This is a genomic window from Thioalkalivibrio thiocyanoxidans ARh2 (assembly GCF_000385215.1).
Classification (GTDB): domain Bacteria; phylum Pseudomonadota; class Gammaproteobacteria; order Ectothiorhodospirales; family Ectothiorhodospiraceae; genus Thioalkalivibrio; species Thioalkalivibrio thiocyanoxidans.
In genome coordinates, this window is the sequence record NZ_ARQK01000054.1 from 1 (window position 1) to 23,193 (window position 23,193).

Sequence of the window (23,193 nt, forward strand, 5' to 3'; positions counted from 1 at the left end):
GACGAGGGCAATGGTGGCGGTATGCCCCCGCAGCTGACCCAGGCGGGTGAAGCTGGTGCGCCTCCGGCCGAAGAAGATGACGACGACGAAGGCAATGGCGGTATGCCCCCGCAGATGGTCCAGGCCGGTGATGCTGCGGGCCCTGCGGACGAAGATGACGACGACGAGGGCAATGGCGGCATGCCTCCGCAAATGGCCCAGGCTGGCGGTGAAGCCCCGGCTGGCGATGATAACGACGATGACGATGACGACGACAGCCCCGACTGGTAAGGGGCTAACGGGCAAGCCGGGCAGTATCCGTCTGCCCGGCCCCCATTCCTGAGGCAGGAGCCTCAGGAATTTTTTTAACCCAGAGGAAGAGGTAGAGAAGATGAGCTTTCGCAAGACCGCACTCGCATTTGCTTTGACTTCCATGTTCGCGATCGGTGGCGTGGCGACCGCGCAGACCGGCGACATGGGTGGTGCACAGGGTGGCGCCGAAGGGGCCCCGCCGCAGGGTGGTGCCGAAGGTGGTGCCCCGCCGCAGGGTGGCCAGCCGCCGGAAGGTGGTGCCCAGGGTGGTCAGCCGCCTGAAGGTGGTGCTCCGCCGGAAGGTGGTGCCGCCGGTGCCCCGCCCGCTCAGGAAGCCCCTGAAGTGGACCTGAGCGAAGAAGATATCGACACGTTCGTGGGCGCCTTTGTGGCCGTCCAGGAAGTGCGCGAAGACTTCGCCAACCGCCTGCAGGAAGCCGAGGATGAAACCGAGGCCCAGTCCATGCAGCAGGAGGCCCAGGACGAAATGGTCAGCGCTGTTGAAGACGCCGGCATGACCGTCGAGGAGTACAACGAGGTGGCCATGGCCCTGCAGAACGATCCCGAATTGATGCAGGAAGTCCAGGAGCGCGCCGAAGCGGAGATGTAATCCGTCTGCGCTTCGGACCCCGGGCCTCGCGCCCGGGTCCAGAAAGGGCCGGCCTTCGTGCCGGCCTTTTTATTGGCTTCTTTCGGGGCGGCTGTTTCCCGGCCGGGAAACGCGCAAGATCCCGAAGGGGCATTCTCTGGCAGGGTATCGATGGGCGTGGGCAATAATCCCCCCGCGTCTCTTGAACCGGGCGGCAGGAAGCGCTATTCTTGCGCGCTTTCTGAATCGCCCCGACATCGGAGCATCAAGACATGAGCACCATCAGCGCCAAGCCGGCTGAAGTCGAACGCGACTGGTTCCTGGTCGACGCCGCGGACAAGACCCTCGGCCGCCTCGCCACGGAAATCGCGCGTCGCCTGCGCGGGAAGCACAAGCCCGTCTATACGCCGCACGTGGACACTGGCGATTACATCGTCGTGATCAACGCGGAAAAGATTCGCGTGTCCGGCAACAAGGCCAGCGACAAAAAGTACTTCCGCCATACCGGCTACCCGGGTGGTATCAAGGAAGCCAATTTCAACCAGATGATTGACCGTCATCCGGAGAAGGTGCTCGAGCTCGCAGTGAAGGGCATGCTGCCGCGCAACCCGCTGGGCCGCGCCATGTTCAAGAAGCTCAAGGTGTACTCCGGTACCGAGCATCGCCACACCGCGCAGCAGCCGCAGCCGCTCGACATCTGACGGCTAAACAGCAAGGGAAATCGATCCGTATGGCTACCAATCAATACTACGGCACCGGCCGTCGCAAGACCTCCTCGGCCCGCGTGTTCCTGCGCCCGGGCACGGGCAACATCACGGTCAACGACAAGCCGCTGGACGAGTTCTTCGGCCGCCAGACCTCGCGCATGGTCGTGCGTCAGCCGCTGGAGGCCACCGAGTCCACCGAGAACTTCGACGTGATCGCGACTGTGGAAGGCGGCGGCGGCAACGGCCAGGCCGGTGCCATTCGTCTGGGCATTGCCCGCGCGCTGGTGCAATACAACGAAGAGATGCGTTCGCCGCTGCGTCGCGGTGGTCATCTGACCCGTGACGCCCGCGAGGTGGAGCGCAAGAAGGTCGGCCTGCGCAAGGCCCGCCGCGCGACCCAGTACTCGAAGCGCTAAACCGCGCTCGAGTGCCGGAGCGTACGGCACCCGGTTTACTGGGGGATCGTCTAGCGGTAGGACTACGGACTCTGACTCCGTCAACCCAGGTTCGAATCCTGGTCCCCCAGCCATCCATAGAAAAGGGCCCCCTCGTGGGGCCCTTTTCTATGGATATTTGAGCGAGTCCAGGGTTCGAACCTGGAAGGTTCGGCGGAGCGCAGCGAAGCACTGCACGCGCAGCGCGCGTGCAGCCCCGCAGGGGTGAGGCGGCGTAGCCGCCGAATCATCCTGGTCCCCCCCAGCCATGGCTGTGTGCCCCTCGAAGGGGCTCACGGCCATTTGCTTTGGATTGGTCACGACTTTAGAGAAGGGCCCCCTCGTGGGGCCCTTTTCCATGGATATTTGAGCGAGCCCAGGGTTCGAACCTGGAAGGTTCGGCGAGGCGCAGCGAAGCACTGCACGCGCAGCGCGCGTGCAGCCCCGCAGGGGTGAGGCGGCGTAGCCGCCGAATCGTCCTGGTCCCCCCAGCCATTCCCCGTAAGAGCCTTCGATGGGCCGTCGCGGGGCGAGCCTGGCGATGCGGCCATCAATGCCGCTGCTTTCCCTCCCTACTTCCCAAACTCGCTACACTCCGCCTGTCGACGCACCGCCACCCGCATCCAGCGGGAATTCTTGTGGTCCCTCTGCGTCGAAGCCTTCAGGAATGGCGCGAACGTCGACTCGATACGCGCCAGACAAGATCAAAAAACAGGAGAGGAGAGAGTCCATGTCGGTACCTGAAAACCCCTACGAGCCGGTCAGCGTCGATACCACTGCCCACGAGGTCGAGGGCGCGGATACCTGGTACATGATCGGGATATCCGGAATCCCGGACCCGGACAACGAGGGGCATACCTCGAACGCGGGTTTCGTGGTGACGGACGAGGGTGTGGTGGTCTACGACGCCCTGGGGACGCCGCCGCTCGGGTTCGAGATGATTAGGCGGATCAAGGAGGTCACCGACCAGCCGATCAAGTACGTGATCGCGGGGCATTATCACGCAGATCATATCTATGGCCTGCAGGCCTTCGCCGACCATACCGACGCGAAGATTATCGGGCAGTCGCGCGCGAAGGACTATCTCGACAGCCCCGGGGCCGCCGCACGGCTCGAGCAGCGCCGAGGCGTGCTGACACCCTGGGTCGACGAGGACACCCAGATCATCCCGCCGGACGAGTTCTTTGATGACGAGTACGTGATCGAGCTGGGCGGCAAGACGTTTCGTTGCGTACACGCCGGCCCGGCCCATTCACCGGATGACATCATCATGGTGGTGGAGGAGACCGGGGTGGTCTTTGCCGGCGACATCGTGTTCGACGGCCGCATCCCGTTCATGGGGGATGACGCACTGGACTCGGAAAACTGGGTCAATCGTCTGGAAGAACTGATGGACATGGACCTGAAGTTCCTGGTCCCGGGGCATGGCGACGCAACCGACGAGGCAGCACGCGCGGTGAAGTTCACCCGTGACTATATCGCCTATCTGCGTGAACACATGGGCGCGGCAGTCGAGAATATGGATTCCTTCGACGAGGCCTATGCGGCGATGGACTGGTCGGACTACGAGGACCTGCCGGCCTTCGAGGAGACCAACCGGAGTAACGCCAACGCTGTTTACCTGGAGATGGAAGAAAAACTCTTCTGATCTCGATCACTCGCGGTATGCCGGGCCGTCGAGCCCGGCAAAGGAGCATCCGCATGACGCTGCATATTGATCCCGGCCTGTTGACGGCCATCCTCTCGCTGGGTGCCGGCATCCTGATTCTGATCTGGCCCCGGCTGCTGAACTACATCGTGGCGATCTACCTGATCGTGATCGGTGCGGTGGGCTTGCTGGCCTACCTGTAACGCCGGGTAGCCAGAAGCCGGGCACCGATCGGCGCGGGGATCGGCGAATACTTTGGCGCCCAAAAGCATGGACGAAGAGTGCGACTTCGTGCGCCTCCCGCACGGAGCCGTTACTCTTTGCGCTCATTCTGATCGGGGGGCCAAGCCTCAATGACCGCCGAACGCGTTCGAGAAATACCCTATAACTACACTTCATTCTCCGACCGCGAAATTGTCATCCGCTTCCTGGGTTCCGATACCTGGGACCTCCTCAACGAACTGCGTGGGGAACGCCAGACGGGTGTCTCTGCGCGCATGCTGTTCGAGGTGCTCGGCGACATGTGGGTGGTCGCCCGCAACCCGTATATCCAGGACGACCTGCTGGACGACAAGAAGCGCCGCAAGTCGCTGATCGATGCGATGCAGCATCGCCTGGACCAGATTCGCAAGCGTGCCGACGGCAACGAGAAGGCGCTGACGCTGGCGCGCCGCGCCCAGGCCGCGGTCACCGCATTTGCCGACGAGTTCCAGCAGACGCTGGAGCTGCGCGAGCGCGTGCGCAAGCGCATGAAAGGCTTGACCCACAAGGACAACATCCAGTTCGGCGGCCTGGCCCGCGTCTCGCATGTCACCGACGCCACCGACTGGCGCGTGGAACTGCCGTTCGTCGTGCTGACCCCGGACTCCGAAGAAGAGATGGGGCCGCTGGTCGCCGCCTGTATCGAACTCGGCCTGACCGTGATCCCGCGCGGTGGTGGGACCGGCTATACCGGGAGTGCTGTGCCGCTGTCCAAGCGTTCCGCTGTAATCAATACCGAGAAGCTTGAAGGCATCGGCGCGGTCGAGCGTCGTCCGCTCCCGGGTGTCGATCAGGACGTGGCCGTCGTGCGCGTGGAGGCCGGCGTGGTTACCAAGCGGGTCTCCGAGCTGGCCGCCGAGAATGGACTCGTGTTCGCGGTGGACCCGACCTCGCAGGATGCGTCCACCATCGGCGGCAACGTGGCGATGAACGCCGGGGGCAAGAAGGCCGTGCTCTGGGGGACCGCGCTGGACAACCTCGCGTCCTGGACCATGGTCACGCCCGAGGCGAACTGGATGTACATCGAACGTCTGGATCACAACCTCGGCAAGATCCACGACGCCGAGACTGTACGTTTCCGCATCACCCGCTACGGGCCCGACGGCCGTACGCCGAATGGCGAACCGGAGGTGCTGGAGATGCCCGGTGCGCGCTTTCGCAAGGTCGGCCTGGGCAAGGACGTGACCGACAAGGCCCTGATGGGCGTACCGGGCATCCAGAAGGAGGGCTGCGACGGCCTGATCACCTCGGCCGAGTTCATCCTGCACCGGATGCCGGACAACATCCGCACCGTCTGCCTGGAGTTCTACGGGACCGATCTGCATCAGGCCGTGCCGGCGATCGTCGAGATCAAGGACGCGGTGGACGCCGAGGACGAGGTCCTGCTGGCGGGGCTGGAGCACCTGGACGAGCGCTACGTGCGCGCGGTCAAGTACACCCCGAAGGGTGCGCGTGGCGAGCAGCCGAAAATGGTGCTGATCGCCGATATCGTCTCCGACAACGAGGATGCCCTGGGGCAGCTTGCCGCCAGGATGGTGCGCGCGGCCAACGCCCGCAACGGCGAGGGCTTTGTCGCCGTAAGCCCGGAGGCGCGCAAGCGCTTCTGGGCGGATCGCGCGCGCACCGCCGCGATCGCGCACCACACCAATGCGTTCAAGATCAACGAGGACGTGGTGATCCCGCTGGAGCGGCTCGCCGAGTACACCGAGGGGATCGAGACCCTGAACGTGCGCGAGTCGCTGAAGAACAAGCTGGCGATGATCGACGAGGTGCTGGAGTGCATGCGCGGCGACCATCCGGAACTGCGTGAACTGCTGGAGGATACCGGCGGCGAAGGGCAGCAGTGGTTCGAGGCCAAGCGCGAACGCGCGGTGGAAAAGCTCGAGGCGGTGCAAAAGCGCTGGAAGGCGATCGCGGACAACTTCTTTACGCTGGCCTCCGAGTGCGACGAGCTGCTGGACGAACCCGCCCGCGCCGATCGCCGTGACCACGACAAGCTGATCAACCTGCTGCTGCGCCGCAGTCTGCGCGTCTCCTATCGCGCGGAGGTGGAGCGGCCGCTGTTCGAGATCTTTGACGGTCACCAGATGGAGTCGGTGCGCAAGCGCCTGGCCGCGATCCACGACCGCGTGCTGACCAGCCGGTTGTTCATCGCCCTGCACATGCATGCCGGGGATGGCAACGTGCACACCAATATCCCGGTCAACTCCAACGACTATCAGATGATGCACCAGGCCGAACGCCTGGTGGACGACGTGATGCGCCTGGCGCGCGAGCTGAACGGTGTGATCTCCGGCGAGCACGGGATCGGGCTGACCAAGATGCAGTATCTCGAGCCCGAGCGCATCGAGTCGTTCGCGAAGTACAAGAAGCAGGTCGACCCGAACGGTGTGTTCAACGCCGGCAAGCTGCTCGAGGGCTCCGGGCTGTCCAATGCCTACACGCCGTCCCTGCGCCTGGTGAAGCAGGAGGCGCTGATCCTGGAACAGAGCGAGCTGGGCGACCTGAACGACGAGATCAAGGACTGCCTGCGATGCGGCAAGTGCAAGCCGGAGTGCAACACGCATGTCCCGCGCGCCAACCTGCTCTACTCGCCGCGCAACAAGATCCTGGCCACCGGCCTGATCGTCGAGGCCTTCCTCTACGAGGAGCAGACCCGGCGCGGGCTGTCGCTGCACCACTTCGACGAGATGAACGATGTGGCCGACCACTGCACGATCTGCCATAAGTGCCTGAACCCGTGCCCGGTCGACATCGACTTCGGCGACGTGACCATGCATATGCGCTCGATCCTGAAAAAGAAGGGCAAGCGCAAGGCGACCCCGGCCACGATGATGTCCATGGCCTTTCTGAACACCAAGGACCCGGCCAAGATCAAGGGCATCCGCAAGGGGGCGATCCAGATGGGCTATGCCGCCCAGCGCCTCGGCCACTATGCATTCAAGAAGCTCAACCTGACCGGCGAGGGCAAGCGCCCGCGCTCCACGACCGGCAAGGCCCCGATGCACGAGCAGGTCGTGCACTTCGTGAAAAAGCCGATGCCGGCCGGACTGCCGAGCCAGACCACGCGGCAGATGCTGGGCCTGGAGGATTCGCGCTATGTGCCGATCCTGCGCGACCCGGTGAAGACCGACCTCGACTCGGATGCGGTGTTCTACTTCCCCGGCTGTGGCTCCGAACGCCTGTTCAGTCAGGTCGGGCTGGCAACACTGGCCATGCTCTATGACGTCGGTGCGCAGACCGTGCTGCCGCCGGGCTACCTGTGCTGCGGCTATCCGCAGAACTCCAATGGCGACTTCGACAAGGGCTCGCAGATCACCACCGAGAACCGGGTGCTGTTCCACCGCGTGGCGACCACGCTGAACTACCTGGACATCAAGACCGTGGTGGTCTCCTGCGGGACCTGCATGGATCAGCTGCTCAAGTACGAGTTCGAGCGCATCTTCCCGGGCTGCCGCCTGCTCGACATCCACGAGTACCTGATGGAGAAGGGCGTGAAGCTGGAGGGGCTCAAGGGGGTGCAGTACATGTACCACGACCCCTGCCACTCGCCGATGAAGTCGCACAAGCCGACCGACGTGGCCGGCAAGCTGCTGGGCCAGGAGGTGCTGCAGTCCGATCGGTGCTGTGGGGAGGCCGGTACGTTCGCGGTCAGCCGGCCGGATATCGCGACCCAGGTGCGCTTCCGCAAACAGGAGGAGCTGCACAAGGGTATCCGCCAGCTCACCGGCGAGGAAAAGGCCGAGAACGGCAACGTGAAGCTCCTGACCTCCTGCCCGGCCTGCCAGCAGGGGCTGTCCCGCTACCGCGAGGACACGGGCCTGGATACCGACTACATCGTGGTCGAGATGGCCAACCGCCTGATGGGCGAGGGATGGCAGAAGGACTTTATCGACCGCGCGCGCGAGGGCGGCATCGAGAAGGTTCTTCTGTAGATGGAGCGCTGCGGCACCAGGGCGGGCGGCTCGGCCCGCGCCTGGAAAGCCGCCTGTGGTTGGCTACAATCGGGGCAACCGGGTACCCTGCCAGGGCGTGCATCGCGGGATGTGCGTTCCGGGTCGGGACCCGGAGGGCTAAAGGGGCGATTCGTGGGCCGCGGTTCGCGGACGCCCATCGTCAACCAAGGGAGTTCGCATGACCGTTCGTTTCGCTCGCCCCCGGGTGGCCCTGGTGGCCTTGTGCCTGAGTCTGGCCGGTGCGCCCATCGTGGTTTCGGCCCAGCAACCCTTTGTGGAATTCCCCGGTCGTCCGCTTTACGAACGCTTCGGCGTCGAGGCCGTGGACCTGTTCGACCTGCGCGGGCAGCTGTCGGGCTCCACCGTGGTCGACGTTCGCCCCAGGCTGGAATACGACATCCTGCATATCGAGGACGCCCATCACGTCGACATCGACAGCGAAGATTTCGATCGGCAGATCCGCGCACTGGAAGAGGAACACGGCAGCCCGCTGGTGTTCTACTGCAACGGTCGCCAGAGCTACGCCGGCTATCGCGCCGCAGCACGGGCCGACGAACTTGGCGTGGCCTCCGCCCAGGCCTATGACGCCGGGATGCAGGACTGGGTCGAGCGTTACCCGGGGCTGGCCCGTTTCCGCGGCGAACCGGCCAACGAGGTCGAAGACGAGTTGATTAGCGACGAAGACTTCGAGGCGCGCCTGCTGGCGGCCGACGAGTTTTCCCGCCAGGCCCGCCACGGCGACGACGACGTTGTCGTCGTGGATATCCGCAGCGGCGGCGAGCGCGACGAGATCTCGCTGTTCGGGGGGCGCGAGGTTGGGGCGCCCCTGTCGGATATCTCCGCCCTGGATCGCATCGTGGAAGAGGCGCGGGACAACGAGCAGACCCTGTTGATCTTCGACCAGTACGGCCAGCAGGTCCGCTGGTTGCAGTACCACCTGGAAGAGCTCGGGATGGACAACTACTACTTCCTCGAAGGTGGCCTGCAGCGCTTCTATGACGAGGTCATGGCGCGCTAGCGATCGATGCACGGACCCTTGTCGGGGGTGTTGGCAGAACGAAAAAGGCCGGGAACCCCCCGGCCTTTTTGTTACGTCGCTAGCGCCGAAATATCGCGACAATAACCGAGATCACCACACTGATAATGATCATCGTGGTGATCGGGAAGTAGAAGCGCGCGCTCTCGCGTTCGATCACGATGTCGCCCGGCAGCCGGCCCCAGGGGATCTTGCCCAGCCAGGGCCAGAGCAGGCCGATCAGTACGATCAGCCCGCCGATGACGATCAGCCACTTGCCGGTCTCGTTCATGGCGGCGAGCGCTGGCTTCTAGCCGGCAGTCATCTCCTCGACGCCGGAGGACGAGCCGACCAGCATCACATCCGCGGGACGACGTGCGAACAGGCCGTTGGTCACCACGCCGGCAATGTGGTCCAGTTCCGACTCCAGCTCGACCGGATTCATGATGCGCAGATTGTGCACGTCGAGGATGACGTTGCCGTTGTCGGTCCTCAAGCCGTCGCGCAGTTCCGGATTGCCGCCCAGATTCGAAAGCGCGCGGGCCACGTGGCTGCGCGCCATCGGGATCACCTCGACCGGCAGCGGATAGGCCCCGAGATAGTCCACGACCTTGGTCTCGTCGACGACGCAGACGAAGGTCTTCGAGGCCGCGGCGACGATCTTTTCGCGGGTCAGCGCGCCGCCCCCGCCCTTGGTCAGGTGCAGGTGGCGGGTGGCCTCGTCGGCGCCGTCGACATAGATCGGCAGTGGGCCGGCCGAGTTCAGATCCAGGACCTCGATCCCGTGGCCGCGCAGGCGCTCCGCACTGGCCTCGCTGGAGGCCACCGCGCCGTCGATCTTGCTCTTGATCCCGGCCAGGGCATCAATAAAGTAGTTCGCGGTCGAGCCGGTACCGACCCCCACGATCCAGCCACTTTCGATGCGCTCGAGCGCGGCCTCGGCGACCGCCTTCTTCATTTCGTCCTGAGTCATTACGCTGTCTCGCCTGTGATTTGCATAACCCGCCGAGGATACCGACTGGCGCGCAATCGAGACAAGCATGATTCGCGCCGTGCTATCGTTCCGGCCATGACAGTCCCCTACCTCGAGAAGATCCTCACGGCGCGTGTCTATGATGTCGCGCGCGAGACGCCGCTGGAGCCGATGCCGACGCTGTCGCAGCGCCTGGGGTCCAGCATCTGGCTCAAGCGCGAGGACCTGCAGCCGGTGTTCTCGTTCAAGCTGCGCGGGGCCTACAACAAGATCGCGCAGCTCACGCCCGAGCAGCGCAAGAAAGGCGTGATTGCCGCCTCCGCCGGGAACCATGCCCAGGGCGTGGCCCTGGGAGCGAGCCACCTGGGCATCAAGGCGGTGATCGTAATGCCGGTAACCACGCCGTCGATCAAGATCGACGCCGTGCGCCGGTTCGGCGGAAAGGCGGTGCTGCACGGCGATTCCTTTGACGAGGCCGCGGCGCACGCGCGAGCGTTGCAGGAGAAACACGGCTATACCTTCATTCACCCGTTCGACGATCCGGACGTGATCGCCGGGCAGGGCACCGTGGCCATGGAGCTGCTGCGCCAGCACTCCGCGCCGCTGGATGCGGTCTTTGTCTGCATCGGCGGGGGCGGCCTGGCCGCAGGCATGGCGGCCTACATCAAGCGGCTGCGTTCGGAGATCAAGGTGATCGGGGTCGAGCCGGACGACGCCCCGTCCATGTACAAGGCGTTGCAGCAGAATCGTCGCGTCACGCTGAAACAGGTCGGGATCTTTGCCGACGGTGCTGCCGTGCGCCAGGTGGGCAAGGAGACCTTCCGCCTGGTGCGCGAGCTGGTCGACGAGGTCCTGCTGGTGGATACCGACTCGATCTGCGCCGCGATCAAGGATGTGTTCGACGACACCCGCGTACTGGCGGAGCCGGCGGGCGCGCTGGCGGTGGCCGGGATGAAGCAGTACATCGCGCGCGAGGGAATCACGGGGGGCGACTTCGCCGCCGTTCTGAGCGGTGCCAACATCAACTTTGACCGCCTGCGCCACGTGGCCGAGCGCGCCGAGATCGGCGAGCACCGCGAGGCCCTGTTCGCGGTGACCATCCCCGAGCGCCCGGGGAGCTTTCGCCAGTTCTGCCAGGCCATCGGCAAGCGGGGCATTACGGAGTTCAACTACCGCTACGCGGACGACGAGCGTGCGCACGTGTTTGCTGGCATCAAGCTGGAAGGCGGCGACAGCGAGCGCCAGGCGATCCGCGAGACGCTGGAGGCGCAGGGATACGAGGTCATGGACATGACCGAGAACGAGGTGGCCAAGCTGCACCTGCGGCACATGGTCGGCGGTCATGGCGGCGAGGTCCGCAACGAACGCCTGTACCGCTTCGAGTTTCCCGAGCGCCCCGGAGCGTTGCTGAACTTCCTGACCCACATGGGCCAGACCTGGAATATCAGCCTGTTCCACTACCGCAACCACGGGGCCGCCTACGGGCGCGTGCTGGTGGGGATGCAGATCCCGTCCGAGGATCGCGCGCGCTTTCGCGCTTTCCTCAAGGAGGTCGGCTACCCCTGGCACGAGGAGACGGCCAACCCGGCCTACTCGCTGTTCTTGCGCTGACCGCGTTACTGGCCGGGGCGGTTAGGCGGCACGCCCCGGTGTCGCCTGTAGCGGCTAAAGCCCGAAGATCTCGGACTTCAGGTTCCACTTGGAGGCGAGGGTCTCGGTTGCGTTGAGGAACTCCTCGGCGCGGGCCGGGTGGTTCCACTGGCCGCGGGCGAGCCAGGCCAGCGCGGTATCGCGGTCGGGGGCCAGTGAAAGGATGTGGATCAGCTCGCCCGCGTCGCTGCCGATCACCTCGCCACCCAGCAGGGCGCCGGTGTCCATGTCGCCGATCAGGCGCACGAAGCCCTCCGGCTCGTCCTGGCCCAGCGCGCGCGGGGAGGTCTCGAAGGCGGCGAAGCCGACCGCCGGTTCCAGCTCCTCGTCCTCGGCTTCGTCCTCGTCGAGCCCCAGGCGCGCCATCTCCACCGCGGAGTAGATCGCGATCGGCACGAAGCGCTCGTCCTGCTCGCGGGTGTTGCCATTCTGGATGTTTTCCACCGCGATGGTGGCGTCCGCCAGGGCGTGGTTGGCGGTCTGCCACTCGCTCGCGACATCGCCGATGGCGTAGATGTTGTCGACATCGGTCTGCAGGGTGGGGCGGCGCTGCACGAAGCCGCGGGCATCGGTCTTCACCCCGATCGCGTCGAGGTTCAGGCCCTCGGTATGCGGGGTGCGCCCGGTGCCGAGCAGGACCCAGTCGACCTCGAAGGTGTTGCCGTCGGCGTCGGTGATGATCACGCCGTTATCGGAGGTCTCGACCTGGTCATATCCCTTGACCCGCACCGGCTCGATGCCGTCCGCGGCCAGCTGCTCCTTCAGCGTGCCCAGCGCCTGCGGGCTGAACTTCTGCGTGGACAGCGGCTTGGAGCGCGACAGCCAGGTCACCTTCTTGCCGAGGTGATGGAAGATCCAGGCGAACTCGGTGGCGACCACGCCGGAGCCGATGATCGCGACGCGCTCGCCCGCCGGCGGCTTGGCGTCGAACAGCATGTCGGTGGTCAGGACGCGCCCGGGCTCGACCGCGAACGGGGCCGGCACGGTGGCGATGGCCCCGGTGGCAATGATGGTGTGGCGGGCCTGGACGGCCTCGCTGCCATCCTCGGTCACGACCTCCAGGGTCTCGGCGTCGCGGAAGCGGGCAGTGCCGTGGCGGTACTGGATCTTGAGGTGCTTCATGTAGCCGAGGTAGGAGTCGCGCACGGTGGTCACGACCTCCCTCTGGTGGTCCCAGGCGCGGTCCATGTCGGCCTTGAGGCTGCCACTGATGCCGCGACCCTCGAAGTGGCGCTGCGCGGCGACGGTGCGTGCGGTGTGGTACCAGTCCTTTTTCGGCACGCAGCCGCGGTTGAGGCAGCAGCCGCCCCAGTCGCCCTTTTCGACGATGACGACGTTGAGCCCGCGCAGGGCGCCCAGAACGGCGGCACGATAGCCCCCGGGGCCACTTCCGATGATGGCCAGGTCAAAGGTCTCGCTCATGGTGTCTACTCGGTCAGGTCAATGATCGGGTCGTGCCATTCCAGCCGGGTCAGCTTCAGCTCGAACACGCGGCCGTCGGCCTCGTAGTCGAAACGTACCGGCAGATGGCTGAGGTCCGGGGCGAACCAGGCGGAGAGTTCGATGTCGCTGTCGTCACTCTTGCGTACCACGCGTACGGTCTCGATGCGGCCCATCGGGGATTCGATCGTCTCCGTGTCGGCGTACTCGAAGCGGTACTGGCGCAGTCGGTCGCGTTCCAGGGTCTGCACTGTTTCGCCATCGCCGGGGCCAGCCAGGTCGCCCGCCTCCAGGCGCTGCATCATGAAATACAGCGAGCCGAGAAAGTCGAGGGTATGCGGGGGTACTTCGAGTTCGAAGCGTTCGTTGTCCACGTGCCCGATCGCGCGGTCTTCTTCCCAGTCGAAGCGTGTTTCGACCTTGCGCTCGCGCCGGGGCGTGACCTCGCGACTGCGCGAGGTGACCAGCTGCAGCCCGACGTCGTTGGCGTTCATCAGGGCCTCGCGGCTCAGCTCGAAGCGCCCGAGGATCCGCAGGAAGCCGGACACATGCGCATCCATGGCCATGCGCGTTTGTACGTCTTCGTGGTTCAGTGTGATCCTGGCATTCAGGGTGTTGCCCATGGCCTGGGCCTCGTAGCTGGCCGTGAACGGCGGCAGACGGGGGCCCTCCTGGGGGTCGTCGGCTGTGGCGGGCAACAGCAGGGCCTGCCCCAGCAAGAACAGGGCAGCCAGCAGGCTAGTCCGCGTTGCGCGGCACAGGGCTCCGTTCATCGGGAGCTTCAACATCGGGTACTACCTCATTGGTTTCGAGCTGTAGCGGGACCGTCAGCGGGGTGTTGTCCCCGGTAACGATGCGGTCGCGCCACTGAATTTCCCCTGAACACAGGCGCCGCACGACCTCGGGATACAGGCGGTGTTCGGCGCGCTGGACGCGGGTGGCGAGGCTCTCGGGCGTGTCATCGGGCAGGACCGGCACGCGGGCCTGCATGATCACCGGGCCGCCATCCAGTTCAGGGGTGACAAAATGCACGCTGGCGCCGTGTTCTTCCTCCCTGTCGGCCAGCGCGCGGGCATGTGTGTCCAGCCCACGGTACTTCGGCAACAGGGAGGGGTGAATGTTCAACAGCCGTCCCGTGAAACGCTCGACGAATCCGGGTGTCAGGATGCGCATGAAGCCGGCCAGGATCACGAGATCGGGCTGAAACGCCTCGATCGCCTCGGCCAGGTCTGCATCGAAGGCCTCGCGCGAGGGGTAGTCGCGGTGGTTCAGGACGCGTGCGGGGATCGCGTGCTGTTCGGCATAGGCCAGCCCGCCTGCATCGGGGCGGTTGCTGATGACGCCGACGATCCGGGCCGGGATGTGGCCATTGTTGCAGGCCTCGATCAGGGCGCCCAGATTGCTGCCGCGCCCGGAGATCAGGACGACCAGGCGCGGCAGGGAATCCGGGTTTGCGGGTCCGGCGTTGCTGCTCATCGTGCGGCGTAGACCACCCCGGGGGCCGTGTCTTCGCAGTCCTCGATTACGCCGATTGGCCAGCTCGGGATGCCCGCTCGGGCCAGTGCGGAGCTGGCGGCCTCGACGCGGTCTTCGGGCAGGATCACGGTCATGCCGATCCCGCAGTTGAACGTGCGCAGCATCTCCTCGAGCGCAATGTCGCCGGCCTGCTGCAGCCAGTCGAACACGGGCGGCCACTGCCAGGCCTGCGGGTCGAGGCGGGCGCACAGCCGGTCCGGCAGCACCCGCGGGAGGTTCTCGGTCAGGCCGCCGCCGGTGATGTGGGCGGCCGCGTGCACCGGAAACTGTTGCATCAGATCCAGCAGCGGGCGCACGTAGATCGTGGTCGGGGCCATCAGGGCATCGCCCAGTGTGGTGCCGTCGGCCCCCGGCAGCGGGGCATCCAGGGCCGCGCCGGAGTGTTCCAGCACGCGCCGGATCAGGGAGTAGCCATTGGAGTGCGGGCCGCTGGCGGCCAGTCCGAGTACGACGTCGCCCGCGCTGACCCGGGTGCCGTCGATCAGGGCCTCCTTTTCGGCGATGCCGACCGCGAAGCCCGCGACGTCGTAGTCCTCGCCCTGGTACATGCCCGGCATCTCGGCCGTTTCGCCCCCGATCAGGGCGCAGCCGGCCTGTTCGCAGCCGGTGGCGATACCGGTCACGACATCCGCGGCGATATCGACGTCCAGGTGCCCGGTGGCGTAGTAGTCGAGGAAGAACAGCGGCTCGGCCCCCTGCACCACGATGTCGTTCACGCACATCGCGACCAGGTCGACGCCGATGCTGTCGTGCCGCCCGGTCTCCTGGGCCAGACGCAGCTTCGTGCCGACCCCGTCGGTGCCGGAGACCAGCACGGGCTGCCTGTAGCGGTCCATCGGCAGTTCGAACAGGGCGCCAAATCCGCCCAGCCCGGCCATGACGCCGGGGCGCTGCGTGCGGGCGGCGTGCGGTTTGATGCGTTCGACCAGCTCGGCGCCGGCCTCGATGTCGACACCGGCCTCGCGGTAGGTCAGGCCTGAACGGGTTTCGGACATGGGTACCCTGGATGTTGATGGCCGCATCCGGTATCCGGCGGCGCTCGCGGAATCCGGCATGGTAGCGAGGCGCCGGGGGGCGTGCAAAAAATCGGGCAGTGGAGGTTAGGGAAACACTGATTAATGTACACGCTCGCGTTGGCACCCCAGGTTTTCCGAGACAAGGCGCGGTGCGCAGCCGGTAGTGGTTCTACCGGCCCGTTTTTGACGGATTCGGGCCGCAACGCAGGATCGGGGAACCTGAGGTGCCAACCCCGAAGGGGCTCGGCCGCCCGTTGTTATCAAAAACGGGCGTGGGAACTGCGTTGCGGCTCCCTTGTGCAGAATGACTGCACGGCAGTCACCGCGCCTTGTTCGGACGTAAAAGCGACGAAGCAGCGAGCGTGTACATTAATCAGTGTTTCCCTGGGGGGCTGTGGTATTTTGGGCGCCTGTCGAAAATGCCGTCCAACCCTATGCTGCGCCTCTTGCGTCCCTCCCGTGCCCTGGCCGTGTCCCTTCTCCTGTATCTGCTGCTGGCGCCCTCGCCCCTGCTGGCGGATGACGCCGTGGTGGTGAATGTCCATGCGGAGGATGAAACGGCCGCGCTGGCGCAGGGCCTGGAACAGGCGCTGGTGCGCGTGGCCGGGCAGCGTTCGTCGGAGTTGCGCGAGCTGGCGCAGGTCCTGTTGCTGGAGCTGGATGACGAGGGGCTGATCGATGCCCTGCGTCGGCGCCAGGAGGTCGACGACGGCGAGTTCCGCCTGGAGTTCGATCGCGATCGCCTGCGCAGCGCCCTGCGTGCGGCCGACGTGCCCGTAGTGCTGGGCGCGCGCCCGCAGCTGCTCGTCTGGGCGGTGTACGAGGAGGGCGGGCGCCGCAACCTGCTGGGCTCCACCCAGGACGCGGCCGGCGTGCTGGCCGGGATCGATGCGTTGGGGCGTGACCGCGGGATGCCTTTTGTACTGCCGCTGGGCGATCTGGAAGACCGCCGGGCCGCGCAGGCGGGGGATGTGGTCGGTGGCGTGACCGAGCCGTTGCAGGAAGCAGCCGGGCGCTACGGGCCGACGGGTATCGTGGCGCTGCATGTACGCCTGGTCGGGGGTGGTGCCGAGGCGCGCGCCATCACCGTCCATGGCGGGCGCGAGTATCGCAGCGAGGCGCGTGGCGAGTCCCCGGCCGCCGCCGCTCGGGCGGCGGTCGAGGATGGCCTCGACCAGGTCGTGGCGCCCCTGGCGCGTGTGGCCGCCGAGCCGGAGTGGGTGAAGCTGGGCTTCGTCGGGGTCGAGGGTTTTGCCGCCTTTGAATCACTTCGACGCGAGCTGGCGCAGATCGAGGCCATCGAGAGTGCGCGCCTGGACTCGCTGGGGGGCAATGCGGTGACCCTCGAGGTGCGCACCGGGCTGGAGTCGGAAGACCTGGTGGACCTGCTGCACGCCAGTGGCTATCGCGCGGCGGAGGATCCGCATGGCGATTCCGAGGCGAAGGCGTGGCTGCGCCGCGAGTGATCCCGATGGCACCGTTCTCCGCCGCCACGCTGGCGGCCCTGGTCGGGCTGGTGGTCCTGGGCGTGGCGCTCTATCTGCTGGCGCCGATCCTCACCCCGTTTCTGATCGCGCTGCTGATCGGCTACCTGTTCAACCCCCTGGTGACACGTCTGGCGATGCGCACGGGCGGCTCGCGTACCCTGGCCACGCTGGTGATCTTCGTGCTGGTGATGCTGGGGCTGGCGGGGCTGGTGCTGGTCCTGATCCCGCTGGCCATGGCCCAGTTCGAGCGGTTGATGCTGCTGTTGCCCGAGGTGATCGCGTGGTTCGACGAACAGGTCCGTCCCTGGATCGAGCAGCAGGCGGGCGATCGCCTGCCGGCCCTGGAGCCGGCGGCACTGCAGGAGCTGCTGGCCGAGCACTGGCGCGAGGCCGGTGGATTGGCGGGCGGATTGCTGCACTGGCTGGGCAGCTCGACCGGCGCCCTGGTGCTCGGCGTGCTCAATCTGGTGCTGATCCCGGTGGTCAGCTTCTATCTGCTGCGGGACTGGCCGCGGCTGGTCGCGGGGCTGCATGACCTGCTGCCGCGCGCCTGGCGCGACCCGGTCAGCCGTTTCGCGGTGGAATCGGACCATACCCTGGGGGCATTCCTGCGCGGCCAGCTGCTGGTGATGCTGGCGCTGGGGCTGTTCTACGCGATCACGCTCAGCGTGGCGGGCGTGCAGATGGGCCTGGCCATTGGCCTGATCGCGGGTCTGGTCAGCTTCATCCCCTATGTCGGCGTGATCGTGGGCATCGTGCTGGCCACGGCGGCCGTGCTGTTCCAGGGCGATGGCTGGACGCTGTTGCTGGTGGTGCTGGTGATCTTCGCGGTGGCCCAGGTGCTGGAGTCGGTGGTGCTGACCCCGTGGCTGGTGGGGGACCGGACCGGGCTGCATCCGGTCGCGGTCATCTTTGCCGTACTCGCCGGTGGCCAGCTGTTCGGGTTCTTCGGGGTCCTGCTTGCGCTGCCGGTGGCGGCCGTGCTGGCGGTGGCGGTGCGTCAGGCAATGGCGCGCTATCGGGACATGAACGCAGCCGAGGCCGATGTCCCGTGAGACCCGAAGGCAGCAGCCCGCTGGAGCGCCAGATGCCGCTGGACCTGCGCCTGCGCGACGCCTCGCGTTTTTCCGGTTTTTGCGCGACGGGCAACGCCCTGGCGCGGGATGCCGTGCAGGCCCTGAGCGCCGGGACGGGGGTCCAGGAACCGCAGATCCTGCTGCACGGGCCGCCCGGCTCCGGCAAGACGCACCTGTTGCAGGCCGCCTGCCACGCGGGCCACGAGCGCGGGGAGCCGGTCAGCTATCTGCCGCTTGGCGAAGTGGCCGACGCAACGCCGATGGCCGTACTCGATGGCCTGGAGCGCTCGTGTCTGGTGGCGCTGGACGACCTTGAGGCCGTGGTGGGGCGCGAGGACTGGGACGAGGCCCTGTTCGGGCTGATCAACCGGCTGCGCGATGCCGGCAGCCGCGTGCTGCTGGCGGCTGCGGCACCGCCCGAGGGGCTCCCGGTCCAGTTGCCGGATCTGGCCTCGCGCCTGACCTGGGGCCCGGTGTTCCGCATGCAGCGGCCGGACGATGCGGCCTGCAAGGAGATCCTGGCGCAGCGTGCCGCCCTGCGCGGGCTGGAGCTGCCGGAAACGGTGGCGGACTACCTGCTGCGTCGCTGCTCGCGTGACCTGTCCACCTTGCTGGCGCTGCTGGATCGCCTGGATCTGGCAGCGCTGGCCCAGCAGCGGCGACTGACCATCCCGTTCGTACGCGAGCAGCTGGCCCGCATGGGCTGAACCGGGTTTGCGGCTAATCGGCCGGGTGCGCGGCGCGGACCCGTCGGGCGTCCAGTTTGACGAACAGCAGGCAGCCGGCGAACCAGGCGAGGCTGGCCCCGGTCATCAGGAGGCCGTAGAGCCGGTCTTCGGCGGCCGCGCCGATGGTAATCCCGAGCGTGATGTAGGCGAGCGCCAGCAGGCTGGACCAGGCGTGGGTATAGCGCCTTCCGTGCAGCATCCCGCGTAGCGGAAACAGCAGCGGCATGACCAGTACGATCAGCGCCAGCCATACCGGGACGACCTCCGGCGGGGCAATCCAGGTGGTCCAGACCAGGATCAGCAGCAGCAATCCCAGAAAGCCGGCCAGGGCCAGGGCGCGGGACAGCGCGATCATGCCGGCGCGCCAGAAGCCTGGAGGCGCAGGGCGATGCGCGCGACGCGTTCCCCAAGGGCTGCCGCGATGCGCTGTTCGTCGCGCGTGACCGCCTGTTCACCCTGGGTGCCGGCCACGTGGCTGGCGCCGTAGGGCGTCCCGCCGCTGGTGGTGCTGTTCAGCTCCGGCACGGTGTAGGGCACGCCGACCCACAGCATGCCCTGATGGATCAGCGGCAGGGCCATGCTGAGCAGGGTGGTCTCCTGCCCGCCATGCTGGGTGGCAGTGCTGGTGAAGACGCCGAAGGGCCGGTCCACCAGCCCGCCGCTGGCCCACAGCCCGCTGGTGCCGTCGAGGAAATACTTCAGCGGCGCGGCCATGTTGCCGAAGCGGGTCGGCGAACCCATGACCAGCCCCGTGCATTCCTCGAGATCGCGCAGTTCGGCATAGGGTGGCCCGTCCTCGGGCACCGCCGGACGGTCCTCGCCGATATTCGTGGAGACCGGGGCCACGGTGCGCACTCGGGCGGTCGCGCCGGCCTTCTCGACGCCGGTCGCGACCTGGCGGGCCAGCTCGGCGGTCGCCCCGTAGCGGCTGTAGTACAGCACCAGGATCTCCGTTGTCGTGCTCACGGCAGGATCTCCAGCACCTGTTCCGGTGGGCGCCCGATGCGGGCCTCGCCCCCGGCAACCAGGATCGGGCGTTCGATCAGTTTCGGGTGCTGGACCATGGTCTGGATCAGCGCGTCGTCATCCATGTCGGCGTCCTTCAGGCCCAGCTCGCGGTACTCCGCCTCGCCGGTGCGCAGCAGGTCGCGGGGGCGGATGCCCAGCTTCTCGATCACGCCCTTCAGTGTCGCGGCATCCGGTGGCGTCTTCAGATACTCCACGATCTCGGGCTCCACGCCCTGCTCCCGGAGCAGGGCAAGGGTCGCGCGCGACTTGCTGCAGCGCGGGTTGTGATACAGCGTAGGGGCATCGGACATGAATCGACTCCGGAGGTCATCGATGGCAAAGGCCCATGATACCCATGCGCGCTGCTGGCATGTCAGGGGGCGCGTGCAGGGCGTGTTCTTCCGCGCCTCGACCCGGGAACAGGCGCAGGCGCTGGGGCTGAAGGGATACGCGCGCAATCTGCCGGACGGCCGGGTGGAGGTCCTGGCGGTCGGCACCCCGGATGCCCTGGATCGGCTGGAGGCATGGCTTGGCGAGGGCCCGCGCATGGCCCGCGTGGAGGGGCTGGAGGCGCAGGCGGTCAGCCCGCCCGATCCGCTGCCCGGAAGCTTCGAGACACGGTGAATCGGCGGGCCCTGCAATGCTTCCGTTAAAACTGTAAGGGGGTCTATAAACGCCATCGCGACGGATGCATACTGCGGGGTCATGGAATCACGCCTGGTTGATATGCAGAGTCAGTCGGAGGAGACCCGGGTGGAGGTCAGCCTGCGTCCCAGGCGGCTGGACGACTACACCGGGCAGCCCCGGGTGGTCGAGCAACTGGGCCTGTTCATCGAGGCGGCGCGCGGACGCGGGGAGGCCCTGGACCATACGCTGGTGGCCGGCCCCCCGGGGCTGGGCAAGACGACCCTGGCCCATATCGTGGCGAACGAGCTCGGGGTCGGGCTGCGCCAGACCTCGGGTCCGGTGCTGGAACGCGCCGGCGACCTGGCCGCGATCCTGACCGCGCTGGAGCCCCAGGACGTCCTGTTCGTTGACGAGATTCATCGCCTGCCGACCGTGGTCGAGGAGATCCTCTATCCGGCGCTGGAGGACGGGCAGCTCGACATCGTCATAGGCGAGGGGCCGGCGGCGCGTTCGATTAAGGTGGACTTGCCCCCGTTCACACTCGTGGGCGCGACCACCCGTGCCGGCCTGCTTTCGGCGCCGTTGCGTGACCGGTTCGGCATCGTTCAGCGCCTCGATCATTACACTGTCACGGACCTCGCCCATATTGTCGGTCGCGCTGCCGGCTTGCTGGGCGTGGGGATCGAGCCTGACGGGGCGGCGGAGATTGCGCGTCGCGGGCGAGGCACGCCGCGTCTGGCCAATCGCCTGTTGCGGCGGGTTCGCGACTATGCCCAGGTCCGTGCCTCCGGGGTGATTACGTCCGAGGTCGCGGCCCAGGCGCTGGACTTGCTGGCGATCGATGCCTCGGGCCTGGATGCCCAGGACCGCCGGTTGCTGGAGGTGCTGGTCGAGAAATTCGACGGCGGGCCGGTCGGGGTGGAGAGCCTGGCCACGGCGCTGAACGAGGATCGCGGCACACTGGAGGATGTGGTCGAGCCGTTTCTGATTCAGCAGGGTTATCTCCAGCGCACGCCGCGCGGGCGTCAGGCCACACGGCGGACGCTGGCGATGTTCGGCCTGGCGGCGATGGAACCGGATCTCCTTGCGCCGGTCGACAGCCAGGGCGGAGGCCGCCTGTGACGGGTGGTGAGGCCCCGTTCGAGTGGGCTGTGCGGGTGTACTACGAAGATACCGACGCCGGTGGCGTGGTCTATCACGCGAATTACCTGAAATTCATGGAGCGTGCACGCACCGAGTGGCTGCGTGCACTGGGGTTCGAGCAGGATGCGTTGCGCGAGGAATACGGGATCGTATTCGCGGTGCGGCGCTGCTGTCTGGACATGCGGCGCCCGGCACGATTCAACGAGGCCCTGACGGTCACCTGCCGGCTGCACTCGCTGCGCCGGGCGAGCCTGGAGTTCCACCAGGACGTGGAGCGCGACGGCGAAACCCTGGCCAGTGGCGAGGTGGGGATTGCCTGTGTCGAGGTGGCGCGTCAGGCGCCCGCCGCGATCCCCGGTCCGGTGCTGGAGGCCCTGCGCCAACACCATGATCATGGACCGGCTGCCCACGCGGCCGGAGCCAAGTAACGCTGTAACGGGAGACGGACAAGTGGCAGTCGACTTTTCGATGTACCAGCTGGTGATGGAGGCGACCCTGGTGGTCCAGCTGGTGATGGTAATTCTGGTGCTCGCCTCGGTATTCTCCTGGTTGGCCATTGTCGTCAAGGCCAGGTCCCTGAATGCGGCGCATCGCGCCTGTGACGACTTCGAGGAGCGCTTCTGGTCGGGCGCCGATCTCTCCCACCTCTATGAGGGCGTGCGACGCAAACAGGAGATGTCCGGGATGGAGCATGTGTTCTCCTCCGGCTTCAAGGAGTTCCTGCGTGCCCGGCAACACGGGCTGCCGGCGGGCGAGCCCGCGCAGCGCGCCATGCGCGTGGCGATCGCGCGCGAGATCGATGATATGGAGCGCTACCTGCAGTTTCTCGCGACCGTGGGCTCGACCAGCCCATACATCGGTCTGTTCGGTACGGTATGGGGGATCATGCACGCCTTCCTTGGTCTTTCCGGCGTGCAGCAGGCAACACTCGCGATGGTTGCGCCCGGTATTGCCGAGGCATTGATCGCGACCGCCCTGGGTCTGTTTGCCGCGATTCCGGCCGTAATCGCCTACAACCGCTTTGCGGGGGATGTCGATCGCGTGGCTGTACGGCTGGAGAACTTCAACGACGAGTTCGTGGCCTTGCTCAACCGGCAAACCCATGCCAGGGGTGCGGAGGCGGCCCCCGAGGCCACGGCCTGAACCATGTCCGAGTCGCGCCGCAACAGCCGCCGCCTGCGGCGGCCCATGTCCCAGATCAACGTCGTGCCGTTTATCGACGTGATGCTGGTGCTTTTGATCATCTTCATGATCACCGCGCCCATGCTGCAGCAGGGGGTGGAGGTCGACCTGCCGGAGGCGGATGCCGAGGCCCTGGACCGGGACGAACAGGCGGCCGAGCCGCTGGTGGTGACCGTGGACGCGAGGGGGGCCATGAGCCTGAACCAGGGGCCGGTCATTGACGAGCCGCTGGCGCCGCAGGAGATGACCGAGATCGTTCGCGAGTTCCTGGCGGAGCATCCGGGGACCCAGACGTTCGTGCGTGGCGACCGTAATGTGGACTACGGGCGCGTGATCGACGCCATGATCGCCCTGCAGCGTGCCGGCGGCGGGCGTGTCGGCCTGATCACCGAGCCACCACGCGAAAACAGCGACTGATTTCCACAC

The 23,193-nt window shown here is 66.5% G+C and carries 25 protein-coding genes, 1 tRNA gene and 1 pseudogene; 18 read left to right on the top strand and 9 right to left on the bottom strand.

The annotated features are described in order from the left end of the window. The 9 genes and pseudogenes from G372_RS13990 to G372_RS0108680 all read left to right on the top strand — a co-directional run. Nucleotides 1-270 (top strand): annotated as a pseudogene (locus tag G372_RS13990) (hypothetical protein); the annotation flags it as partial. Nucleotides 271-370: 100 nt separating this feature from the next. Then, nucleotides 371-901: a DUF4168 domain-containing protein gene (locus G372_RS0108645; protein ID WP_018865329.1), complete on the top strand. Its 531-nt coding sequence runs from the start codon at nt 371-373 to the stop codon at nt 899-901. Nucleotides 902-1,152: 251 nt separating this feature from the next. Continuing rightward, nucleotides 1,153-1,581 carry a 50S ribosomal protein L13 gene (gene rplM / locus G372_RS0108650; RefSeq protein ID WP_012981954.1) on the top strand — a complete coding sequence of 143 codons (429 nt, stop codon included), beginning with the start codon at nt 1,153-1,155 and terminating at the stop codon, nt 1,579-1,581. Nucleotides 1,582-1,610: 29 nt separating this feature from the next. After that, nucleotides 1,611-2,003, top strand: a complete 393-nt coding sequence (rpsI, locus tag G372_RS0108655; RefSeq protein ID WP_018860552.1) for a 30S ribosomal protein S9 — start codon at nt 1,611-1,613, stop codon at nt 2,001-2,003. Between the two features lie 39 nt (nt 2,004-2,042). Continuing rightward, nucleotides 2,043-2,116 (top strand) — tRNA-Gln (locus G372_RS0108660). 635 nt (nt 2,117-2,751) lie between these two features. Continuing rightward, the gene (locus tag G372_RS0108665) at nt 2,752-3,669 is read left to right on the top strand and encodes an MBL fold metallo-hydrolase (RefSeq protein WP_019623677.1); all 918 of its coding nucleotides are present in this window, start codon (nt 2,752-2,754) and stop codon (nt 3,667-3,669) included. Nucleotides 3,670-3,722: 53 nt separating this feature from the next. Then, on the top strand, nt 3,723-3,872 hold the full coding sequence (locus G372_RS13995) for a DUF3096 domain-containing protein (RefSeq protein ID WP_012981957.1): 150 nt from the start codon (nt 3,723-3,725) through the stop codon (nt 3,870-3,872). A 150-nt stretch (nt 3,873-4,022) separates the two neighbouring features. Next, nucleotides 4,023-7,865 (top strand): DUF3683 domain-containing protein, encoded by a 3,843-nt coding sequence (locus G372_RS0108675; protein ID WP_019623676.1) that lies wholly within the window; start codon nt 4,023-4,025, stop codon nt 7,863-7,865. Nucleotides 7,866-8,064: 199 nt separating this feature from the next. Continuing rightward, nucleotides 8,065-8,904: a rhodanese-like domain-containing protein gene (locus G372_RS0108680; protein WP_019623675.1), complete on the top strand. Its 840-nt coding sequence runs from the start codon at nt 8,065-8,067 to the stop codon at nt 8,902-8,904. A 79-nt stretch (nt 8,905-8,983) separates the two neighbouring features. Here the strand turns inward: G372_RS0108680 and G372_RS0108685 are convergent, their stop codons facing one another. Both G372_RS0108685 and rpiA read right to left on the bottom strand, forming a co-directional pair. Continuing rightward, complete coding sequence (locus G372_RS0108685; protein ID WP_019623674.1) at nt 8,984-9,193, bottom strand: DUF2905 domain-containing protein; 210 nt, start codon at nt 9,191-9,193, stop codon at nt 8,984-8,986. Nucleotides 9,194-9,211: 18 nt separating this feature from the next. Further along, nucleotides 9,212-9,874, bottom strand: a complete 663-nt coding sequence (gene rpiA / locus G372_RS0108690; protein ID WP_019623673.1) for a ribose-5-phosphate isomerase RpiA — start codon at nt 9,872-9,874, stop codon at nt 9,212-9,214. 96 nt (nt 9,875-9,970) lie between these two features. Here rpiA and ilvA point away from each other — a divergent pair, with 96 nt between their 5' ends. Further along, complete coding sequence (gene ilvA / locus G372_RS0108695; protein WP_019623672.1) at nt 9,971-11,485, top strand: threonine ammonia-lyase, biosynthetic; 1,515 nt, start codon at nt 9,971-9,973, stop codon at nt 11,483-11,485. A gap of 54 nt (nt 11,486-11,539) precedes the next feature. Here the strand turns inward: ilvA and G372_RS0108700 are convergent, their stop codons facing one another. Genes G372_RS0108700 through purM form a run of 4 tightly spaced genes read right to left on the bottom strand, consistent with a single transcriptional unit; the run spans nt 11,540 to nt 15,495 of the window. After that, nucleotides 11,540-12,946 carry a dihydrolipoyl dehydrogenase family protein gene (locus G372_RS0108700; RefSeq protein WP_019623671.1) on the bottom strand — a complete coding sequence of 469 codons (1,407 nt, stop codon included), beginning with the start codon at nt 12,944-12,946 and terminating at the stop codon, nt 11,540-11,542. A gap of 5 nt (nt 12,947-12,951) precedes the next feature. Further along, entirely contained in the window at nt 12,952-13,752 is an 801-nt protein-coding gene (locus tag G372_RS0108705; protein WP_026340320.1) for a DUF3108 domain-containing protein, read from the bottom strand. Further along, nucleotides 13,703-14,440: a phosphoribosylglycinamide formyltransferase gene (gene purN / locus G372_RS0108710; RefSeq protein ID WP_018864831.1), complete on the bottom strand. Its 738-nt coding sequence runs from the start codon at nt 14,438-14,440 to the stop codon at nt 13,703-13,705. Before purN ends, G372_RS0108705 begins: the two co-directional genes overlap by 50 nt. Further along, nucleotides 14,437-15,495 (bottom strand): phosphoribosylformylglycinamidine cyclo-ligase, encoded by a 1,059-nt coding sequence (gene purM, locus G372_RS0108715; RefSeq protein ID WP_018864832.1) that lies wholly within the window; start codon nt 15,493-15,495, stop codon nt 14,437-14,439. The genes purN and purM overlap by 4 nt, the downstream gene beginning before the upstream one ends. Before the next feature lie 455 nt (nt 15,496-15,950). On the opposite strand from purM, the gene G372_RS0108720 reads away from it, so the two are divergent. The 3 genes from G372_RS0108720 to hda are packed head-to-tail and all read left to right on the top strand — an operon-like array spanning nt 15,951 to nt 18,786. Continuing rightward, a complete protein-coding gene (locus tag G372_RS0108720; RefSeq protein ID WP_019623669.1) occupies nt 15,951-16,982 on the top strand; it encodes a DUF2066 domain-containing protein in 1,032 nt (343 codons plus the stop codon). Nucleotides 16,983-16,987: 5 nt separating this feature from the next. Continuing rightward, a complete protein-coding gene (locus G372_RS0108725) occupies nt 16,988-18,058 on the top strand; it encodes an AI-2E family transporter (protein WP_038070435.1) in 1,071 nt (356 codons plus the stop codon). A gap of 32 nt (nt 18,059-18,090) precedes the next feature. Beyond that, on the top strand, nt 18,091-18,786 hold the full coding sequence (hda, locus tag G372_RS0108730) for a DnaA regulatory inactivator Hda (RefSeq protein ID WP_019623667.1): 696 nt from the start codon (nt 18,091-18,093) through the stop codon (nt 18,784-18,786). 13 nt (nt 18,787-18,799) lie between these two features. Here the strand turns inward: hda and G372_RS0108735 are convergent, their stop codons facing one another. The 3 genes from G372_RS0108735 to arsC are packed head-to-tail and all read right to left on the bottom strand — an operon-like array spanning nt 18,800 to nt 20,126. Next, a complete protein-coding gene (locus G372_RS0108735) occupies nt 18,800-19,162 on the bottom strand; it encodes a DUF2069 domain-containing protein (protein ID WP_019623666.1) in 363 nt (120 codons plus the stop codon). Then, nucleotides 19,159-19,773 carry an NAD(P)H:quinone oxidoreductase gene (wrbA, locus tag G372_RS0108740; RefSeq protein WP_019623665.1) on the bottom strand — a complete coding sequence of 205 codons (615 nt, stop codon included), beginning with the start codon at nt 19,771-19,773 and terminating at the stop codon, nt 19,159-19,161. Before wrbA ends, G372_RS0108735 begins: the two co-directional genes overlap by 4 nt. Next, nucleotides 19,770-20,126 carry an arsenate reductase (glutaredoxin) gene (arsC, locus tag G372_RS0108745; RefSeq protein ID WP_019623664.1) on the bottom strand — a complete coding sequence of 119 codons (357 nt, stop codon included), beginning with the start codon at nt 20,124-20,126 and terminating at the stop codon, nt 19,770-19,772. The genes wrbA and arsC overlap by 4 nt, the downstream gene beginning before the upstream one ends. Nucleotides 20,127-20,148: 22 nt before the next feature. Here arsC and G372_RS0108750 point away from each other — a divergent pair, with 22 nt between their 5' ends. From G372_RS0108750 to tolR, 5 genes are all read left to right on the top strand, one after another. Further along, complete coding sequence (locus G372_RS0108750; protein WP_019623663.1) at nt 20,149-20,439, top strand: acylphosphatase; 291 nt, start codon at nt 20,149-20,151, stop codon at nt 20,437-20,439. 81 nt (nt 20,440-20,520) lie between these two features. Continuing rightward, nucleotides 20,521-21,564 (top strand): Holliday junction branch migration DNA helicase RuvB, encoded by a 1,044-nt coding sequence (gene ruvB / locus G372_RS0108755; RefSeq protein ID WP_018864840.1) that lies wholly within the window; start codon nt 20,521-20,523, stop codon nt 21,562-21,564. Further along, a complete protein-coding gene (gene ybgC, locus G372_RS0108760) occupies nt 21,561-22,013 on the top strand; it encodes a tol-pal system-associated acyl-CoA thioesterase (RefSeq protein WP_019623662.1) in 453 nt (150 codons plus the stop codon). The genes ruvB and ybgC overlap by 4 nt, the downstream gene beginning before the upstream one ends. A gap of 40 nt (nt 22,014-22,053) precedes the next feature. Next, complete coding sequence (gene tolQ, locus G372_RS0108765; protein WP_019623661.1) at nt 22,054-22,728, top strand: protein TolQ; 675 nt, start codon at nt 22,054-22,056, stop codon at nt 22,726-22,728. Between the two features lie 3 nt (nt 22,729-22,731). Further along, a complete protein-coding gene (tolR, locus tag G372_RS0108770) occupies nt 22,732-23,184 on the top strand; it encodes a protein TolR (protein WP_018864843.1) in 453 nt (150 codons plus the stop codon). Nucleotides 23,185-23,193 lie beyond the last annotated feature (9 nt).

What these genes read in the sequence shown, in the direction of transcription:
- G372_RS0108645 (WP_018865329.1), top strand. Translation starts at nt 371, where the DNA reads ATGAGCTTTCGCAAGACCGCACTCGCATTTGCTTTGACTTCCATGTTC.
- rplM (WP_012981954.1), top strand. Translation starts at nt 1,153, where the DNA reads ATGAGCACCATCAGCGCCAAGCCGGCTGAAGTCGAACGCGACTGGTTC.
- rpsI (WP_018860552.1), top strand. Translation starts at nt 1,611, where the DNA reads ATGGCTACCAATCAATACTACGGCACCGGCCGTCGCAAGACCTCCTCG.
- G372_RS0108665 (WP_019623677.1), top strand. Translation starts at nt 2,752, where the DNA reads ATGTCGGTACCTGAAAACCCCTACGAGCCGGTCAGCGTCGATACCACT.
- G372_RS13995 (WP_012981957.1), top strand. Translation starts at nt 3,723, where the DNA reads ATGACGCTGCATATTGATCCCGGCCTGTTGACGGCCATCCTCTCGCTG.
- G372_RS0108675 (WP_019623676.1), top strand. Translation starts at nt 4,023, where the DNA reads ATGACCGCCGAACGCGTTCGAGAAATACCCTATAACTACACTTCATTC.
- G372_RS0108680 (WP_019623675.1), top strand. Translation starts at nt 8,065, where the DNA reads ATGACCGTTCGTTTCGCTCGCCCCCGGGTGGCCCTGGTGGCCTTGTGC.
- G372_RS0108685 (WP_019623674.1), bottom strand. Translation starts at nt 9,193, where the DNA reads ATGAACGAGACCGGCAAGTGGCTGATCGTCATCGGCGGGCTGATCGTA.
- rpiA (WP_019623673.1), bottom strand. Translation starts at nt 9,874, where the DNA reads ATGACTCAGGACGAAATGAAGAAGGCGGTCGCCGAGGCCGCGCTCGAG.
- ilvA (WP_019623672.1), top strand. Translation starts at nt 9,971, where the DNA reads ATGACAGTCCCCTACCTCGAGAAGATCCTCACGGCGCGTGTCTATGAT.
- G372_RS0108700 (WP_019623671.1), bottom strand. Translation starts at nt 12,946, where the DNA reads ATGAGCGAGACCTTTGACCTGGCCATCATCGGAAGTGGCCCCGGGGGC.
- G372_RS0108705 (WP_026340320.1), bottom strand. Translation starts at nt 13,752, where the DNA reads ATGTTGAAGCTCCCGATGAACGGAGCCCTGTGCCGCGCAACGCGGACT.
- purN (WP_018864831.1), bottom strand. Translation starts at nt 14,440, where the DNA reads ATGAGCAGCAACGCCGGACCCGCAAACCCGGATTCCCTGCCGCGCCTG.
- purM (WP_018864832.1), bottom strand. Translation starts at nt 15,495, where the DNA reads ATGTCCGAAACCCGTTCAGGCCTGACCTACCGCGAGGCCGGTGTCGAC.
- G372_RS0108720 (WP_019623669.1), top strand. Translation starts at nt 15,951, where the DNA reads ATGCTGCGCCTCTTGCGTCCCTCCCGTGCCCTGGCCGTGTCCCTTCTC.
- G372_RS0108725 (WP_038070435.1), top strand. Translation starts at nt 16,988, where the DNA reads ATGGCACCGTTCTCCGCCGCCACGCTGGCGGCCCTGGTCGGGCTGGTG.
- hda (WP_019623667.1), top strand. Translation starts at nt 18,091, where the DNA reads ATGCCGCTGGACCTGCGCCTGCGCGACGCCTCGCGTTTTTCCGGTTTT.
- G372_RS0108735 (WP_019623666.1), bottom strand. Translation starts at nt 19,162, where the DNA reads ATGATCGCGCTGTCCCGCGCCCTGGCCCTGGCCGGCTTTCTGGGATTG.
- arsC (WP_019623664.1), bottom strand. Translation starts at nt 20,126, where the DNA reads ATGTCCGATGCCCCTACGCTGTATCACAACCCGCGCTGCAGCAAGTCG.
- G372_RS0108750 (WP_019623663.1), top strand. Translation starts at nt 20,149, where the DNA reads ATGGCAAAGGCCCATGATACCCATGCGCGCTGCTGGCATGTCAGGGGG.
- ruvB (WP_018864840.1), top strand. Translation starts at nt 20,521, where the DNA reads ATGGAATCACGCCTGGTTGATATGCAGAGTCAGTCGGAGGAGACCCGG.
- tolQ (WP_019623661.1), top strand. Translation starts at nt 22,054, where the DNA reads ATGTACCAGCTGGTGATGGAGGCGACCCTGGTGGTCCAGCTGGTGATG.
- tolR (WP_018864843.1), top strand. Translation starts at nt 22,732, where the DNA reads ATGTCCGAGTCGCGCCGCAACAGCCGCCGCCTGCGGCGGCCCATGTCC.